Origin of the sequence: Enterobacter sp. 198 (assembly GCF_009025585.1) — a bacterium.
Lineage (GTDB): Bacteria > Pseudomonadota > Gammaproteobacteria > Enterobacterales > Enterobacteriaceae > Enterobacter > Enterobacter ludwigii.
Genome location: NZ_WCIM01000023.1, coordinates 50,184 through 67,877 on the forward strand (window position 1 = coordinate 50,184; position 17,694 = coordinate 67,877).

Consider the following 17,694-nt stretch of genomic DNA (forward strand, 5'->3'; position numbering starts at 1 on the left):
GCTTAATTTTCTTCCGGTTAGGCTAAAAATCCATAATCAAGCTGTGGAATTTCAAGAAGATGGCAACAGGTTGCCGTCTCTTGTCCTTATTGATGGTTTGGCAGGCTTACGTACTTACCAAAAAGATGTTAAAATTGACCAATATCAATTAAGGCTTGAGCAAACCTATGATCCCGGAAAAGCGAATTATACGACGCATTCAGTCTGGCGGTTGTGCTATCCATTGCCAGGATTGCAGCATCAGCCAGCTCTGTATCCCGTTTACCCTGAATGAGCATGAACTCGATCAGCTTGATAATATCATCGAGCGCAAAAAGCCTATTCAGAAAGGGCAGACGCTGTTTAAAGCGGGAGACGAACTGAAATCGCTCTATGCTATCCGTTCTGGCACCATCAAAAGCTACACCATCACGGAACAGGGTGATGAGCAGATCACCGGCTTCCATCTGGCGGGTGACCTGGTTGGCTTTGATGCCATCGGTACTGGCCATCACCCGAGCTTTGCTCAGGCGCTGGAAACCTCAATGGTTTGCGAAATCCCGTTTGAAACGCTGGACGATCTCTCAGGCAAAATGCCCAATCTGCGTCAGCAGATGATGCGTCTGATGAGCGGTGAGATCAAAGGCGATCAGGACATGATTCTGCTACTTTCCAAAAAGAATGCAGAAGAACGCCTGGCCGCGTTTATCTATAACCTCTCACGCCGCTTCGCGGAGCGCGGTTTCTCCCCGCGTGAATTCCGTCTGACCATGACGCGTGGCGATATCGGTAACTACCTGGGCCTGACCGTGGAAACCATTAGCCGCCTGCTGGGTCGTTTCCAGAAAAGCGGAATGCTGGCCGTTAAGGGTAAATACATTACCATCGAAAACGGTGAAGCTCTGGCCGTTCTTGCCGGTCACTCCCGCAACGTGGCATAACGCCTCCGCATGATTGATGCCAGGCCGATAAATTTTTATGATTTATTGGTCTGGTACGTCACCACTTCCGTTTCACCACGTTTCCCTGGCACCACCCCACTCAGTCCCTGAAAGGTTCTTGTTGAGGTTATGAATTGAGAGAAAGTTTATTTTTCGTTTCAGTCGTTATCGCCTCAGTGACCTTCATATTCATCTGGATCATGCTTGTCGGGCCAATGAAGGGTGAAGAAAAAACCTACGTACAGGATTCAACGACGTTTGCGATTGCGGTGATGGTACTGCTGTTGATTGCCTTTATCGCGGTAACGACAACGGTTCTTTTTCTGTGACAGATTTTCATGATTTATTGATCTGACAAAAACTTCCCCCCTGTTTCATTCAAGATATATAGGTTACTCTTTTAATTACAGACTGTGGTGACAGTAGTAAGGAGACCTGTATGGCAAAGTATCAAAACATGCTGGTGGCTATCGATCCTAACCAGGACGATCAGCCGGCATTACGACGTGCTGTGTATCTACATCAACGGATTGGTGGCAAAATCAAAGCGTTTTTGCCGATCTATGACTTCTCATATGAGATGACCACCCTTCTGTCGCCTGACGAACGCACCGCAATGCGTCAGGGAGTGATCAGCCAGCGTACCGCGTGGATCCGTGAACAGGCCAAATATTACCTGGAAGCGGGTGTTCCTATCGATATTAAAGTGGTCTGGCATAACCGACCTTTCGAAGCCATTATCCAGGAAGTGGTCGCCGGTGGGCACGACCTGTTGCTGAAAATGGCGCACCAGCACGACAAGCTGGAATCCGTGATCTTTACCCCTACCGACTGGCACCTGCTGCGTAAATGCCCTTGCCCGGTGTGGATGGTAAAAGACCAGCCGTGGCCAGAAGGCGGCAAGGCCGTCGTGGCTGTCAACCTGGCGAGCGAGGAGGATTACCACAATTCGCTCAATGAAAAGCTGGTCAAGGAGACGATCCAGCTTGCCGAGCAGGTTAACCACACTGAAGTCCATCTGGTGGGCGCTTACCCGGTAACACCGATTAATATTGCTATCGAGCTGCCTGAATTTGACCCGAGCGTGTATAACGATGCGATCCGGGGGCAGCACCTGCTGGCCATGAAGGCGTTACGCCAGAAATTCAGCATCGATGAGAAAATGACACATGTGGAAAAAGGGTTGCCTGAAGAGGTGATCCCGGATTTAGCAGAACATCTGCAGGCGGGGATTGTGGTACTGGGTACCATTGGCCGGACCGGTATTTCTGCCGCGTTCCTGGGCAATACCGCCGAACAGGTGATCGACCATCTGCGCTGTGACCTGCTGGTCATCAAGCCGGATGAGTATCAGACACCGGTTGAACTGGACGACCCGGAAGACGACTAAGTTCAGACATAAAAAAACCGCCGTTTCCGGCGGTTTTTTTGTCGCTGATTTACAGCGATTTCAGAATCGCATCGACACTAGCTTTTGCATCGCCAAACAGCATGTGCGTGTTCTCTTTGAAGAACAGCGGGTTCTGAACCCCTGCATAACCGGTATTCATGGAACGTTTGAAGACAATCACGTTCTGCGCCTTCCACACTTCCAGAACCGGCATACCGGCGATTGGGCTACGCGGATCGTCCTGCGCCGCCGGGTTAACGGTGTCGTTGGCACCAATAACCAGGACGGTGTCGGTATCGGTGAAATCATCGTTGATCTCATCCATCTCCAGCACGATGTCGTAAGGCACTTTCGCTTCCGCCAGCAGCACGTTCATGTGGCCTGGCAGACGCCCCGCTACCGGGTGAATGCCAAAGCGAACCTTGATACCACGCGCACGCAGCTTCTCGGTGATCTCCGCAACCGGATACTGAGCCTGCGCCACCGCCATGCCGTAGCCTGGGGTAATGATGACCGAGTGTGAGTTTTTCAGCATCTCTGCGGTATCTTCCGCGGTGATCTCACGGTGCTCACCCACTTCTTCGTCAGAACCGGTTGAGGAGCCGTCAGAACCAAAGCCACCCGCGATAACGCTGATAAACGAACGGTTCATCGCCTTACACATGATGTAAGACAGGATCGCACCAGAAGAACCGACCAGCGCACCGGTGACGATCAACAGATCGTTGCTCAGCATGAAGCCAGCTGCTGCCGCGGCCCAACCGGAGTAGGAGTTCAGCATGGAGACAACCACTGGCATATCGGCACCACCAATGGAGGCCACCAGGTGCCAGCCAAAGGCCAGGGCAATCAGGGTCATCACCAGTAACGCCAGCACCTGCAGGCCCACGCTTTCAGTGCGCACGAAGACCACCAGCAGCACAAAGGACACGACCAGCGCCGCCAGGTTCAGCTTGTGACGGTTTGGCAGCATCAGCGGTTTAGAAGAGATCTTACCGCGCAGTTTGCCGAACGCGACAATTGAGCCGGTGAAGGTCACCGCACCAATGAAGATGCCGAGGAACACTTCCGTCAGATGGATGTTGACCAGAATCGGTTCCAGACCGGGTGTGTGGTACAGATAGCTGTTGAAGCCCACCAGCACCGCCGCCAGCCCCACGAAGCTATGCAGAATGGCCACCAGCTCCGGCATCTCGGTCATTTCAACGCGTTTCGCCAGGCGAATACCAATCGCGCCACCGATGATCATCGCCACCAGGATCCATGCAACGTTGCCGGTGTCCGGCCCGAAGATGGTGGCAATCAGCGCAATCGCCATCCCGGCGATACCAAAGTTATTTCCCTGCTGAGACGTTTCGTGTTTGGAAAGTCCCGCCAGACTGAAAATAAACAGGATTGCAGCAACAATGTATGCGGCTGTGACTAATCCTCCAGACATATGCTACCCCTTAGCCTTTACGAAACATTTTCAGCATGCGCTGAGTCACGGTGAACCCACCGAAAATATTGATACTGGCGATCAGCACCGCGATAAAGCTCAGGAAACTTACCCAGCCGCCGTGGCCAATCTGCAGCAGCGCCCCGACCACGATAATCCCGGAGATGGCGTTAGTGACCGACATCAGTGGCGTATGCAGCGCATGGGAGACATTCCATACGACGTAGTACCCCACCACACACGAGAGCGCGAAGACGGTAAAGTGGCCGAGGAATTCTTTCGGCGCGACGTCTGCCAGCCAGCCAAACAGAATAATGACCAGCGCCATGATCGCGTACTTGCGCCACGGAGAAGCCGGTTTAGCTGGCTCTTTAGGCTCAGGCGCCGCTTTCGGTGCCGCCTGAGGCTGCGCGGACACCTGAATCGGTGGCGCAGGCCAGGTGATTTCGCCTTCACGCACCACCGTTACGCCACGCACAACAACATCGTCAAAATCAACGGTGATGTTGCCGTCTTTCTCTTTGCAGAGCAGTTTCAGCAGGTTAACAAGGTTGGTACCGTACAGCTGAGAAGACTGCGTTGGCAGACGGCCCGGCAAATCGGTATACCCGATCACCTTCACGCCGTTAGCAGTTGTGGTCACCTGATTTGGCACGGTGTACTCACAGTTGCCACCGTTCTGCGACGCCAGGTCGACGATCACACTGCCCGACTTCATGGAGTCAACCATCTCACGGGTAATCAGCTTCGGCGCGGGTTTACCGGGGATAAGCGCGGTAGTGACAATGATGTCGACATCTTTGGCCTGCGCGGCGAAGAGTTCCATTTCCGCTTTGATAAAGGCTTCGGACATGACCTTCGCGTAACCGTCACCGCTGCCCGCTTCTTCCTTGAAGTCCAGCTCAAGGAATTCGGCCCCCATACTTTGGACTTGTTCTTTTACTTCAGGACGGGTGTCAAAAGCGCGTACGATAGCGCCCAGGCTGTTTGCCGCGCCGATAGCCGCAAGACCCGCCACGCCCGCGCCAATCACCATCACTTTCGCCGGAGGCACTTTCCCTGCCGCGGTGATCTGACCGGTAAAGAAGCGACCAAACTCATGCGCCGCCTCAACAATCGCGCGGTAACCGGCGATATTCGCCATGGAACTTAAGGCATCCAGCGACTGCGCGCGCGAAATACGCGGCACGGAGTCCATGGCCATCACGGTCACGCCACGTGCTGCCAGCTTCTCCATCAACTCAGGATTCTGTGCAGGCCAGATGAAGCTCACCAGCGTCGTGCCAGGATTCAGCAGTTCAATCTCGCTCTCTTCCGGCGCATTAACCTTGAGAATAACGGGCGACTGCCAGACTTCAGCACCGTCCACCACTTCCGCGCCAGCCTGAATAAAGGCCTCGTCATCGAAACTCGCCAGTTTGCCCGCGCCGCGTTCAACTGCGACGGTAAAACCCAGTTTAAGCAGTTGCTCCACCGTTTTCGGTGTTGCCGCTACGCGGGTTTCATTGGCTAACCGTTCTTTTGGTACCCCAATACGCATAGTTTTCCCTTCCATCGGTTTTTGATGATGGTTTGTCGATAAATGCCCGCGGTTTGTATCAACTTTCGCCAGCAGGACAGCGACGACATATGATTAACCCCAGAAAATAAAACAGTAACAAACTTTCTATAACCTACTGAAAATAACGCCCGTGATCTACCGCCAGAAAACACTATTTCTTACTTTATCTGTGAAAAATAAGTGATCTGCGTCGCTGACAGTGATATTTACCTTAAATTCATCGCTGAGACCGATAAATAGCGCAAGCGAAGCGGTAAAAACATGATATAGCGCCATTAGAGAACAACTTATTAACATTAAATTAACTTGTAAAAGTCATAAGCTTTATCAGTTTTGCTTGTCAGACGCCTGTTTTTTCAACATATCACTAAATGTTATCAAATCAGATGATTCAGTGAGCACAGGCTGTGAAAAATGGCGCAGACAGCGACGGGTTTTAAATGCCATAATCGGGACCGTCTCAAATTAACAACAATACCAGTACATGGTTTGCGCAAGGCGAAGGATTATTTTTATGAAGCTTAAGAACACACTCCTGGCGTCCGCACTTCTCTCCGCGACCGCCCTGTCTGCGAATGCCGCGACAGAGTTAACGCCGGAGCAAGCGGCAGCGTTAAAACCTTTTGACCATACGGTCATTGTGGGTCGTTATAATTCTATTGGCGATGCCGTCGCCGCCGCATCAAAAGCCGCCGATAAAAACGGTGCGGCCTCGTTTTACGTTGTTGATCAGTCTGACTCCGGCAACAGCGGTAACCAGCGCGTGACCATTGCGCTGTATAAAGACAATGCGCCGAAAGCTGACGCGCCGAAAAACCGCGTGATTAACGGCGTCGTTGAATTACCGAAAGATCAGGCGATTGAGCTGGAACCTTATGACACCGTCACCGTGCAGGGCTTCTATCGCAGCCAGCCTGAAGTGAACGATGCCATCACCAAAGCCGCAAAAGAAAAAGGCGCGTACTCTTTCTTTATCGTGCGTCAGGTCGATGCTAACCAGGGTGGCAACCAGCGCATTACCGCGTTCATCTATAAAGAAGATGCGAAGAAACGCGTTCTGCAAAGCCCGGACGCCATCCCTGCAGATTCCGAAGCGGGTCGTGCGGCGATAGCGAAAGGCGGTGAAGAAGCGAAGAAAGTGGAAATTCCAGGCGTAGCCACCTCTGCCGCACCAAGCGCTGAAGTGGGCCGTTTCTTCGAAACGCAATCCACCAAAGGTGGCCGTTACTCCGTTACCCTGCCAGACGGAACCAAAATTGAAGAGCTGAACAAAGCCACTGCAGCGCAGATGGTGCCGTTCGACAGCATTAAATTTACCGGCAACTACGGCAACATGACGGAAGTCTCTTATCAGGTCGCGAAACGTGCGGCGAAGAAAGGGGCGAAGTATTACCACATCACCCGCCAGTGGCAGGAACGTGGTAACAACGTAACCATCAGCGCCGACCTGTACAAGTAACAGAACGGTTGACCCGAGGCGGCGCAATGCCGCCTTTTTTGTTACTTTTTTTTGAAATTCGGCCCCACGTCATTGCATGCTTTCGTGACACTCCGTAAAATCCCGCGCCTTAGTGTGATCCACCATTTTTATGCGCCTGTGCGAAATAATTATTCTGGATTTGGACCTTTCATAACAGGAAGCCAATGGAAAAGAAACTAGGCCTGAGTGCTTTGACTGCACTCGTTTTGAGCTCAATGCTGGGTGCGGGCGTGTTCAGCTTACCGCAGAATATGGCGGCGGTCGCAAGCCCTGCCGCACTGCTTATAGGGTGGGGCATCACGGGTGCCGGGATTTTGCTGCTGGCGTTCGCAATGCTGCTGCTGACCCGCATCCGCCCGGATCTGGATGGGGGGATTTTCACTTACGCCCGTGAAGGTTTCGGCGAACTGATTGGCTTCTGTTCCGCATGGGGCTACTGGCTGTGTGCGGTCATCGCAAACGTCTCCTACCTGGTGATCGTCTTTTCGGCGCTCAGTTTCTTTACCGATACCCCTGAACTGCGGTTCTTTGGCGACGGCAATACCTGGCAGTCCATTGTGGGCGCCTCGGTACTGCTGTGGGTTGTTCACTGGTTGATTCTACGTGGCGTACAGACGGCGGCCAGCATTAACCTGGTGGCAACCCTGGCCAAACTGGTTCCGCTCGGCCTGTTTATCGTGCTGGCCTTTATGGCGTTCCGTCTCGATGTGTTCAGTCTCGATTTCAGCGGTGTCGCGCTGGGCGTACCGGTCTGGGAGCAGGTCAAAAACACCATGCTGATCACCCTGTGGGTCTTCATCGGTGTTGAAGGGGCCGTCGTGGTCTCTGCCCGGGCGCGGAATAAGCGCGATGTGGGTCGCGCCACGCTGCTGGCGGTACTGGCGGCGCTGGGCGTGTATCTGATGGTGACACTGCTGTCACTGGGGGTGGTCGCGCGTCCTGAACTGGCCGAAATGCGTAACCCGTCGATGGCGGGCCTGATGGTGAAAATGTTCGGGCCGTGGGGTGACGTGGTGATTGCCGCGGGGCTGATTATCTCCGTGTGTGGCGCGTACCTGAGCTGGACCATTATGGCGGCAGAAGTGCCGTTCCTGGCCGCAACGCACAAAGCATTTCCACGCCTGTTTGCTCGTCAAAACAAAAACAGCGCGCCGTCGGCCTCACTCTGGCTGACCAACATCAGCGTTCAGGTCTGTCTGGTGCTGATCTGGCTCACAGGTTCAGACTATAACACTCTGCTGACCATCGCCTCGGAGATGATTCTGGTACCCTATTTCTTAGTAGGTGCGTATCTGTTAAAAATCGCCACACGTCCGGCGCACTATGTGGTGGGTGTCGGAGCCTGTATTTACGGCCTGTGGTTGTTGTATGCTTCCGGGCCTATGCATCTGCTGCTGTCGGTGGTGTTGTATGCACCGGGTCTGCTGGTGTTTATCTACGCCCGCCGCACGCATCAGTTAGAGAACGCGCTTAGACGCCGTGAGATGGCCTTAATCGGGCTGTTACTGGTTGCTGCCGTACCGGCAACCTGGATGTTAATGGGATAGAATCGCCTTTCCCATTGTTGAACTGAAAAGGAGAACACGATGGGAAACGCGCAGCAACGCCCAATACTGATTACTGGTGGAGGCCGTCGTATCGGCCTCGCCCTTGCCCATCACTTTCTCAATCTTCGCCATCCGGTCATCATCAGTTACCGCAGCGAATATCCCTCGATTGAGGGGCTACGCAAAGCCGGTGCGATCTGCATTCAGGCCGATTTCTCAACCGATGACGGTATTCTGGCCTTCGCTGATAAAGTGAAATCTACCACCCCCGGGCTGCGCGCCATTATCCATAATGCCAGCGCCTGGCTTCCCGAAAAATCCGGTACGCCACTCAGCGAAACGCTCTCCTGCATGCTGCAGATCCACGTCAATGCGCCCTATCTGCTGAACCATGCCCTGCTCGACCTGTTGCGCGGTCACGGACATGCGGCGGGTGATATTATTCATTTCACCGATTACGTCGTGGAGCGCGGCAGCGACAAGCACATCGCCTATGCGGCCAGTAAAGCTGCACTCGATAACATGACGCGCTCGTTCGCCCGTAAACTTGCCCCTGAAGTTAAGGTGAACGCCATCGCCCCGGCGATGATTTTATTCAACGAAGACGATGATGCGGAGTATCGCCAGCAGGCGCTAAATAAATCGCTGATGAAAATTGCGCCAGGTGAAAAAGAGGTTATCGATCTGATCGATTATCTGCTCACCAGTTGCTACGTCACTGGCAGAACCTTTGCCGTGGACGGCGGTCGACCGTTGCGCTAGTGAAAGCGGCTCCAGAAGAAGATAAGCACCCAGGCGCTGAGCCCCCAGCAGACAACGGCCCCGCTCAGCGCCAGGGGAAGTCGCATAAAACCGGTGAAGTACCACAGCGAAAGCAGATAGAGAAAATAAGGGATGATCGACCACATCCCGAACACGATGGTCGTACGCAATGCTTCCGTGCCTCGTTCTGAGGCGACAATATAGTGCGCTATTAACGCAAAGGTCGGGAAGAGTGGGATCAGCCCGGCAATATAATAATTCCTGGTTTTAGCCAGAATACCAATCAGTAACACCACCAGCGCACCCAACGCGGCTTTTATCACCAGCCCCATCTTTTTCCCTATAACAATCAAATAACACTATGAGCCAGAATAACGGAACTGGCGTTAATTATGAAAGATTAATGGAACGTTAAGGTTGTGCGGTGTATGTTGGCTTTTTTCACGATAACAGACGTTGTATGAATAAGATTGTTTATGTTGAAGACGAGCCCGAAGTTGGGCAATTGATCGCCGCCTATCTGGGTAAACATGATATGGACGTCATTGTTGAGCCTCGTGGCGATCGTGCCGAAGAGGTGGTCTTACGTGAAAACCCGGACCTGGTGCTGCTGGACATTATGCTGCCCGGCAAAGATGGCATGACGGTCTGCCGCGATCTGCGCGCCCGGTGGGAGGGCCCTATCGTGCTGCTGACCTCGCTGGACAGCGACATGAACCATATTTTGTCACTCGAAATGGGTGCCAATGACTACATTCTGAAAACCACGCCCCCTGCCGTCCTCCTTGCTCGTCTGCGCCTTCATTTACGCCAGCGTGCCAGCGTTGAACGAGAAGCGCCTGCTCAGTCGCTGACCCCGCACAAAGCGATGCGTTTTGGTACCTTGTCTATTGATCCGATTAACCGTCAGGTTCTGCTTTCTGGCGAGCTTATCGCCCTTTCCACCGCAGATTTTGACCTGCTCTGGGAACTGGCAACCCACGCTGGGCAGATCATGGACCGCGATGCATTACTGAAAAACCTGCGCGGCGTCAGCTACGACGGAATGGATCGTAGCGTTGACGTGGCTATTTCGCGCCTGCGTAAAAAACTGCAGGATAATGCCACTGAGCCGTACCGCATTAAAACCGTGCGTAACAAGGGCTATCTGTTCGCGCCTCACGCTTGGGAAACCTGATGCCGGTTCCCCGAACGACACTGTTTAAAACATTACGCAGACGAGGTCTGACAGTTGCATAAAATAAGAACACTCAGCCTGATCTGCTGTTTTGGGTTAACCGGGTGCGTTGTCGCAGATATGGATTCAAGTCATTATGACTATGTTCCGTATATTCAGACTATCCAGAATCCCAGGACCCCGGGCCATACCAATGTGCAACAACGCCGTGAGGATTTGTACGCCTGCGGCGTTGATCGAAAGTATTCGCTCAATTCATGGGACGAAAGCTTCAGTCGCAACCGCCTGCTGCCGGGCGAAACGATAGAACAGCAAGATTCCAGGATCAAAAAAATAGAAGACTGTATGAAATCAAAAGGGTACGTTCTGTGGGATTACTCACAATGCGGACCCCGTAAAAAACCGAGCGGTATGTGTAACTAGTTTGGGTTTGCGTGTTTGTCTTCGACGCAGGTTGTTAACGTATTGATTTTCGGTGAGATTGAATGAAAAAGCTGTTCGTACAGTTTTATCTCCTGTTGTTTGTCTGCTTCCTGGTGATGACCATGCTGGTTGGGCTGGTCTATAAATTCACCGCCGAACGTGCGGGCAGGCAGTCACTGGATGATTTAATGAAAAGCTCGCTCTACCTGATGCGCAGCGAGCTGCGAGAGATCCCGCCACACGACTGGGCCAAGACCTTAAAAGAGCTGGATCTGAACCTGTCGTTTGATCTGCGCATCGAGCCGATGAAGGATTTCGATTTAGAGCCACCCGCCATGCAGCGACTGCGTGACGGGGACATTGTGGCGCTGGATGAGAAATATACCTTTATCCAGCGCATTCCACGGAGCCATTACGTTCTGGCCGTGGGGCCGGTACCTTATCTCTATTATCTGCACCAGATGCGCCTGCTGGACCTTGCCCTGCTGGCTTTCATTGCCATTTCGCTCGCGTTCCCGGTCTTTATCTGGATGAGGCCACACTGGCAGGACATGCTGAAACTGGAATCAGCTGCGCAACGTTTTGGTGACGGGCATTTTACCGAGCGCATTCACTTCGACAGCGGTTCCAGCTTCGAGCGTCTTGGCGTGGCGTTTAACCAGATGGCCGATAACATCAATGCGCTGATTATCAGTAAAAAACAGCTCATTGACGGAATTGCTCACGAGCTGCGTACGCCACTGGTACGCCTGCGCTATCGGCTGGAGATGAGCGAAAACCTGACGGAGGCCGAGTCTCAGGCGCTGAACCGCGACATTGGTCAGCTTGAGGGCCTCATTGAGGAGCTCCTGACCTACGCGCGCCTCGATCGCCCGCAAAACGAACTGAACCTCAGTACGCCGGACCTGCCCGACTGGTTACAAACCCATATCGATGATGTCCAGAGCGTAAACCCGCAACGTACCCTGCTGACACACGTCACGCCCGGCGATTATGGCGCACTGGATATGCGTCTGATGGAACGCGTGCTGGATAATCTGATGAACAACGCCATGCGCTATAGCGAGAGCACGCTGCAGATTGGCTTAGATTTACAGGGTAGTCAGGCCTGTCTGACGGTTGAGGATGACGGACCGGGCATCGCCCCGGAAGCGCGTGAAACGGTGTTTGAGCCGTTTGTACGCCTCGACCCCAGCCGCGATCGTGCCACGGGGGGATGTGGCCTCGGGCTGGCAATTGTTTACTCCATTGCGCAGGCGATGGGCGGCACGGTGCATTGTGAAGAGAGCGCACTCGGCGGCGCGCGCTTCTGCTTTAGCTGGCCGGTATATCACAACATCACCCTTCCCGTCCCTGCCTGACCTTTATCGCACGCTGGCCTGACCCGGCGTGCTGTGCTATATGATAAGTATGTTGTAACTAATGAAGAGTTATCATGGCGACGTACGATCTCATCGAAAGGCTGAACAGCACGTTCCGCGACATTGAACACGAGTTACTGACCCTGACCGAACGTTTGCAGACCTGCCGTCTGTTAGCCGCGCGGGTCTTTACCCTGCCGGATGTGGTGAAAGGCGCTGAACACGACCCGCTGGAAACCATAGAGGTACAGCAGCATATCGGCAAAGCGGCGCTGGAACTGACGCTGCGGCACTACCGTCGCCTGTTTATCCAGCAGCAGTCAGAAAACCGCAGCAGTAAGGCGGCCGTTCGTCTGCCGGGCGTAATCTGCCTGCAAACTGATGCAACAACGCGAGAAGCGCTGGAAAACCAGATTGCGCATATCAACACGCTTAAGGCGACGTTTGAAAAGATCATCACTGAAGAGTCGGGTCTGGCCCCTGCCGCCCGTTTTGAATGGGTACACCGACAGCTACCGGGATTAATCACCCTGAATGCCTACCGTACGCTCACGGTACTGCGTCATCCCGCTACGCTTCGCTTCGGCTGGGCCAACAAGCACATCATTAAAAACTTCACCCGGGATGACATTCTGGCGCAGCTGGAAAAGAGTCTGAAGGCACCGCGGACTGTCGCACCGTGGTCACGCGAGCAGTGGATTGAACGGCTTGAGCAGGAGTACCACAGCATCGCCTCACTGCCGGCAGATACCCGGCTTAAGATTAAGCGTCCGGTGAAGGTGCAGCCTATCGCGCGCGTCTGGTATTCCGGCCAGCAAAAGCAGGTACAGTATGCCTGCCCGACGCCGCTGATCGCACTTTATGATGCCGATCAGGGGGCCATTGTGCCGGATATTGGCGAACTGCTGAATTACGATGCTGAAAATGTCCAGCATCGTTACAGACCTCAGGCGCAACCGCTGCAGCTGATCATTCCGCGGCTGCACCTGTATGTGGCGCAGTGATTATTTCAGGCTGCCGACCATCGATTCCGGGCGTACCCATGCATCAAACTCAGCCTCCGTCAGGTAACCCAATGCCAGAGCGGAGGCTTTCAGCGTCAGCCCCTCTTTATGCGCTTTTTTCGCAATCTCAGCGGCTTTGTCGTAGCCGATATGGGTATTCAGCGCGGTCACCAGCATCAACGACTCATTGAGCAACTGGCTGATGCGCTCGCGGTTTGGCTCAATGCCTGACGCACAGTGCTCGTTGAAACTCTCCATACCGTCCGCCAGCAGGCGTATGGACTGAAGCACGTTGTGAATCACCATCGGGCGATAGACGTTCAGCTCAAAGTTACCGGACGCGCCGCCCATGTTAACGGCAACGTCGTTACCCATTACCTGACAGCAGAGCATGGTCATGGCTTCACATTGGGTCGGGTTTACTTTGCCCGGCATGATTGAGCTACCCGGCTCGTTCTCCGGAATGCTAATTTCACCGATACCGCAACGGGGACCCGAGGCCAGCCAGCGCACATCATTGGCGATTTTCATCAACGACGCTGCCAGCCCCTTGAGGGCACCGTGGGTATGAACCAGCGCATCACAGGTGGCCAGCGCTTCAAACTTATTCGGCGCCGTGATAAACGGCTGCCCGGTGATGGCCGCCAGCTCGTCGGCAACGCGCACCGCATATTCCGGATGGGTATTTAACCCCGTACCGACCGCCGTTCCGCCCAGCGCCAGCTCTGCAAGATGCGGCAGGCTGTACTCGATGTGCTTGAGGTTATGTTCTAGCATTGCCACCCAGCCGGAAATCTCCTGGCCGAGCGTCAGCGGCGTGGCATCCTGCAGATGAGTACGTCCTATTTTGACGATATCGCTGAAAGCCTGCGCCTTCTCGCCAAGGGTGGTTTTAAGCACGTTGAGCTGCGGGATCAGCTGTTCACGAAGCGCAATCACCGCCGCCACGTGCATCGCCGTCGGGAAGACGTCGTTCGAACTTTGGCTTTTGTTTACGTCATCGTTCGGGTGAACCTTACGCTCCATACCGCGCACGCCGCCCAGCAGTTCGCTTGCCCGGTTCGCCAGCACTTCGTTCATATTCATGTTGCTCTGGGTGCCAGAACCGGTCTGCCAGATGGCGAGGGGGAATTCATCGGGATGCTTGCCGGCCAGCACTTCATCGGCAGCAGTGATAATCGCGGTGGCCTTATCTGCCGCCAGCAGGCCTAAATCCTGATTCACTTTGGCGGCCGCACGTTTAGTGAGCGCCAGCGCCTGAATCAGCGAGACGGGCATTTTCTCGGTCGAAATACGGAAATGTTCCAACGAACGCTGGGTTTGCGCGCCCCATAGCTTGTCAGCCGGGACATCGATCGCGCCCATAGAGTCTTTCTCACGGCGTACCGTAGTCATTACTTTCTCCTTGATAACACTGTCGGGATTGCTCACATGCTTCAGAGATAAGTATTGAGTGCTTTACAGAAAAGATATGGCGCTTTGTGCGCTCTTTGATGTGCCGGGTGACGTGAACGCCACCCGGCTATAGTAGATTACTTCACACACGCCGAACATTGAGAGGACTGGATCTGCCTGAAGAAGTCGTTACCTTTGTCATCCACAAGGATAAACGCCGGGAAATCTTCCACTTCAATTTTCCAGATAGCTTCCATACCCAGTTCCGGGTATTCAATGCACTCAAGGCTCTTGATGCTGCCCTGCGCGAGTACGGCAGCCGGACCGCCGATGCTGCCCAGGTAGAAGCCACCGTGTTTATGGCAGGCATCCGTCACCTGCTGGCTACGGTTTCCTTTTGCCAGCATGATCATGCTGCCGCCGTTGGCCTGCAGCTGGTCAACATACGAGTCCATACGGCCTGCGGTGGTCGGGCCTAACGAGCCAGAGGCGTAGCCTTCTGGCGTTTTGGCCGGGCCTGCGTAGTAAATCGGGTGATCTTTGATGTACTGCGGCAGCCCTTCACCGTTGTCCAGACGCTCTTTCAGTTTCGCGTGAGCGATGTCACGACCAACGATGATGGTTCCGTTAAGAGAGAGACGGGTCGACACCGGATACTGAGACAGCTGCGCCAGAATCTCTTTCATCGGACGGTTCAGGTCAACGTGAACGGCTTCACCCTCGCCCGCTTTGCGCAACGCTTCAGGAATGTACTTCCCTGGGTTATTCTCCAGTTTTTCGATCCAGACGCCTTCGCGGTTGATCTTCGCCTTGATGTTACGATCCGCAGAACAGGAGACCCCCATCCCAACCGGGCAGGAGGCACCGTGGCGCGGCAGACGGATCACACGCACATCATGGGCAAAATATTTGCCGCCGAACTGCGCCCCCAGGCCAAGGTTACGCGCTTCTTCCAGCAGTTCCTGTTCGAGCTGAACATCGCGGAACGCCTGGCCGTGCTCGTTACCTTCGGTAGGCAGGCCGTCGTAGTATTTGGTCGACGCCAGCTTCACCGTTTTCAGGGTGCTCTCTGCTGACGTACCGCCAATCACAAAGGCAATATGGTACGGCGGGCAGGCAGCGGTGCCGAGCGTGCGCATTTTCTCAACCAGGTAATTCTTCAGCTTGCCCGGTGTGAGCAGCGCTTTGGTTTCCTGGTAGAGATAGGTTTTGTTCGCTGAACCGCCACCTTTGGCGATGCAGAGGAATTTGTATTCATCACCGTCCACGCTATACAGGTCAATCTGCGCAGGCAGGTTTGTGCCCGTGTTGACCTCTTTGTACATATCCAGCGCCGCGTTTTGCGAGTAGCGCAGGTTGTCTTCGGTGTAGGTGTTGTACACGCCGTGCGCCAGCGCCGCTTCGTCGCCGCCGCCGGTCCAGACGCGCTGGCCTTTTTTACCCACAATGATGGCCGTGCCGGTGTCCTGGCAGGTAGGTAAAATACCTTTCGCCGCGATATCCGAGTTACGCAGGAACTGCAGGGCGACGTATTTGTCGTTTTCGCTGGCCTGCGGGTCGCTCAGGATATCGGCAACCTGCTGCTGGTGCGCAGGGCGGAGCATAAACGAGGCGTCGTGGAAAGCCTGCTGCGCCAGTAACGTCAGCGCCTGCGGATCGACCTTGAGGATCTCCTGCCCTTCGAATTCAGAGACGGAGACGTGATCGCGGGTTAACAGGTAATATTCGGTTTGATCCTTACTGAGGGGGAAAGGATCCTGATAATGAAAGGGTTTGTTCGACATTGTTCTCTCACTTACTGCTTCAGTCTGATTATTTGGGCAGATGTTCCGCTGCCCGCTTAAAAGCGAGTCAGCTTATCCTACACAATTTTTTAACAAAAACTGAGACTAGTACGACTTTTTACATCCACAGGTTACTTCCATGTGGTTTATTGCTTTAATACCCGGAGTTAATTCCACCATTGAATCAGGGCTTGATAATGCAAAAACTCATTAACTCAGTGCAAAACTACGCCTGGGGAAGTAAAACTGCGTTAACGGATCTCTACGGTATCGCGAACCCAAACAACCTGCCAATGGCAGAACTGTGGATGGGTGCGCACCCGAAGAGCAGCTCAAAAATTGAAGACGCAAGCGGCCAGGTTCGCTCTCTGCGCGACGTGATTGATGCCGACAAAGCCACCCTGCTGGGTGACAAGGTTGCCAGCCGTTTTGGTGAGCTGCCGTTCCTGTTTAAAGTGCTGTGCGCCGACCAGCCGCTCTCGATCCAGGTGCACCCGAATAAAAAAGCCTCTGAGATGGGCTTTGCGAAAGAGAACGCGGCCGGTATTCCGTTAGATGCCGCCGAGCGTAACTACAAAGATCCTAACCACAAGCCGGAACTGGTCTTTGCGCTGACCCCCTTCCTGGCGATGAACGCGTTTCGCGAGTTCTCAGAAATTATCTCCCTGCTGCAGCCGGTGGCGGGTGCTAACAACGCTATCGCTCACTTCCTGGAAAACCCGAATGCAGCAGGCCTGAGCCAGCTTTTCGCCAGCCTGCTGAACATGCAGGGTGAAGAGAAATCTCACGCCCTGGCGGTGCTAAAAGCAGCGCTGGACAGCCAGCACGGTGAGCCGTGGGATACCATCCGCCTGATTTCTGAATTCTACCCGGACGACAGCGGCCTGTTCTCCCCTCTGCTGCTGAACGTGGTGAAGCTGAACCCGGGCGAGGCGATGTTCCTGTTTGCTGAAACCCCGCACGCCTACCTGCAGGGCGTGGCGCTGGAGGTGATGGCCAACTCAGACAACGTACTGCGTGCAGGCCTGACGCCGAAATACATTGATATCCCTGAGCTGGTTGCCAACGTGAAGTTTGAGGCGAAGCCAGCGGATCACCTGCTGACTCAGCCTGTTAAACAGGGTGCGGAGCTGAACTTCCCGATCCCGGTGGATGATTTTGCCTTCTCACTGCATGACCTGAGCCCGGCAGAAACCGCCATCGCGCAGGAGAGCGCAGCAATCCTGTTCTGCGTTGAGGGTGAAGCAACGCTGCATAAAGGTGGCGAGCGTCTGGTGCTCAAGCCAGGCGAATCGGCATTTGTAGCGGCAAACGAGTCGCCGGTGAGCGTGAGCGGTACCGGTCGTCTGGCGCGTGTTTTTAATAAGCTATAAGCACTTACTGAATTTTTTAACAACTCTTGCTAAGCTAGTTGAAGACTTTACATCACCGGGCGGTTTCTACCGCCTGGTT

General features: G+C 54.1%; 14 protein-coding genes. 9 read left to right on the top strand and 5 right to left on the bottom strand.

The genetic code is table 11. From position 1 onward, the window contains the following. Positions 1-167: 167 nt before the first annotated feature. Together fnr and uspE are read left to right on the top strand one after the other, a co-directional pair. On the top strand, positions 168-920 hold the full coding sequence (gene fnr, locus F8561_RS14830) for a fumarate/nitrate reduction transcriptional regulator Fnr (protein ID WP_014070017.1): 753 nt from the start codon (positions 168-170) through the stop codon (positions 918-920). Positions 921-1,359: 439 nt separating this feature from the next. Further along, a complete protein-coding gene (gene uspE, locus F8561_RS14840; protein ID WP_014169827.1) occupies positions 1,360-2,310 on the top strand; it encodes a universal stress protein UspE in 951 nt (316 codons plus the stop codon). 49 nt (positions 2,311-2,359) lie between these two features. On the opposite strand, the gene pntB is transcribed toward uspE, so the two are convergent. Both pntB and pntA read right to left on the bottom strand, forming a co-directional pair. Beyond that, positions 2,360-3,748 carry a Re/Si-specific NAD(P)(+) transhydrogenase subunit beta gene (gene pntB, locus F8561_RS14845; protein ID WP_025204333.1) on the bottom strand — a complete coding sequence of 463 codons (1,389 nt, stop codon included), beginning with the start codon at positions 3,746-3,748 and terminating at the stop codon, positions 2,360-2,362. Between the two features lie 10 nt (positions 3,749-3,758). Further along, positions 3,759-5,288, bottom strand: a complete 1,530-nt coding sequence (gene pntA, locus F8561_RS14850) for a Re/Si-specific NAD(P)(+) transhydrogenase subunit alpha (protein ID WP_020884308.1) — start codon at positions 5,286-5,288, stop codon at positions 3,759-3,761. 535 nt (positions 5,289-5,823) lie between these two features. Between pntA and ydgH the strand changes: the two genes are divergently transcribed. From ydgH to folM, 3 genes are all read left to right on the top strand, one after another. Next, positions 5,824-6,768: a DUF1471 family protein YdgH gene (ydgH, locus tag F8561_RS14860; protein WP_020884309.1), complete on the top strand. Its 945-nt coding sequence runs from the start codon at positions 5,824-5,826 to the stop codon at positions 6,766-6,768. A 185-nt stretch (positions 6,769-6,953) separates the two neighbouring features. Beyond that, on the top strand, positions 6,954-8,336 hold the full coding sequence (locus F8561_RS14865; protein WP_020884310.1) for an amino acid permease: 1,383 nt from the start codon (positions 6,954-6,956) through the stop codon (positions 8,334-8,336). Between the two features lie 39 nt (positions 8,337-8,375). Then, positions 8,376-9,098 carry a dihydromonapterin reductase gene (folM, locus tag F8561_RS14870; protein WP_020884311.1) on the top strand — a complete coding sequence of 241 codons (723 nt, stop codon included), beginning with the start codon at positions 8,376-8,378 and terminating at the stop codon, positions 9,096-9,098. On the opposite strand, the gene F8561_RS14875 is transcribed toward folM, so the two are convergent. Then, entirely contained in the window at positions 9,095-9,430 is a 336-nt protein-coding gene (locus F8561_RS14875; RefSeq protein ID WP_020884312.1) for a GlpM family protein, read from the bottom strand. The genes folM and F8561_RS14875 overlap by 4 nt on opposite strands. A gap of 128 nt (positions 9,431-9,558) precedes the next feature. Here F8561_RS14875 and rstA point away from each other — a divergent pair, with 128 nt between their 5' ends. The 3 genes from rstA (at position 9,559) to tus (ending at position 13,063) form a co-directional block, all read left to right on the top strand. Next, positions 9,559-10,275 (top strand): two-component system response regulator RstA, encoded by a 717-nt coding sequence (gene rstA / locus F8561_RS14880; protein ID WP_025204337.1) that lies wholly within the window; start codon positions 9,559-9,561, stop codon positions 10,273-10,275. A 485-nt stretch (positions 10,276-10,760) separates the two neighbouring features. Continuing rightward, the gene (gene rstB, locus F8561_RS14890; protein ID WP_151887647.1) at positions 10,761-12,059 is read left to right on the top strand and encodes a two-component system sensor histidine kinase RstB; all 1,299 of its coding nucleotides are present in this window, start codon (positions 10,761-10,763) and stop codon (positions 12,057-12,059) included. 74 nt (positions 12,060-12,133) lie between these two features. After that, positions 12,134-13,063: a DNA replication terminus site-binding protein gene (gene tus, locus F8561_RS14895; protein WP_014169815.1), complete on the top strand. Its 930-nt coding sequence runs from the start codon at positions 12,134-12,136 to the stop codon at positions 13,061-13,063. On the opposite strand, the gene fumC is transcribed toward tus, so the two are convergent. Further along, positions 13,064-14,458, bottom strand: a complete 1,395-nt coding sequence (gene fumC / locus F8561_RS14900; RefSeq protein WP_020884315.1) for a class II fumarate hydratase — start codon at positions 14,456-14,458, stop codon at positions 13,064-13,066. It lies immediately after the preceding gene. 137 nt (positions 14,459-14,595) lie between these two features. After that, positions 14,596-16,242, bottom strand: a complete 1,647-nt coding sequence (gene fumA / locus F8561_RS14905) for a class I fumarate hydratase FumA (protein ID WP_025204339.1) — start codon at positions 16,240-16,242, stop codon at positions 14,596-14,598. Between the two features lie 197 nt (positions 16,243-16,439). Between fumA and manA the strand changes: the two genes are divergently transcribed. Further along, positions 16,440-17,615: a mannose-6-phosphate isomerase gene (gene manA / locus F8561_RS14910; protein ID WP_151887648.1), complete on the top strand. Its 1,176-nt coding sequence runs from the start codon at positions 16,440-16,442 to the stop codon at positions 17,613-17,615. The last annotated feature ends 79 nt before the right edge of the window (positions 17,616-17,694 follow it).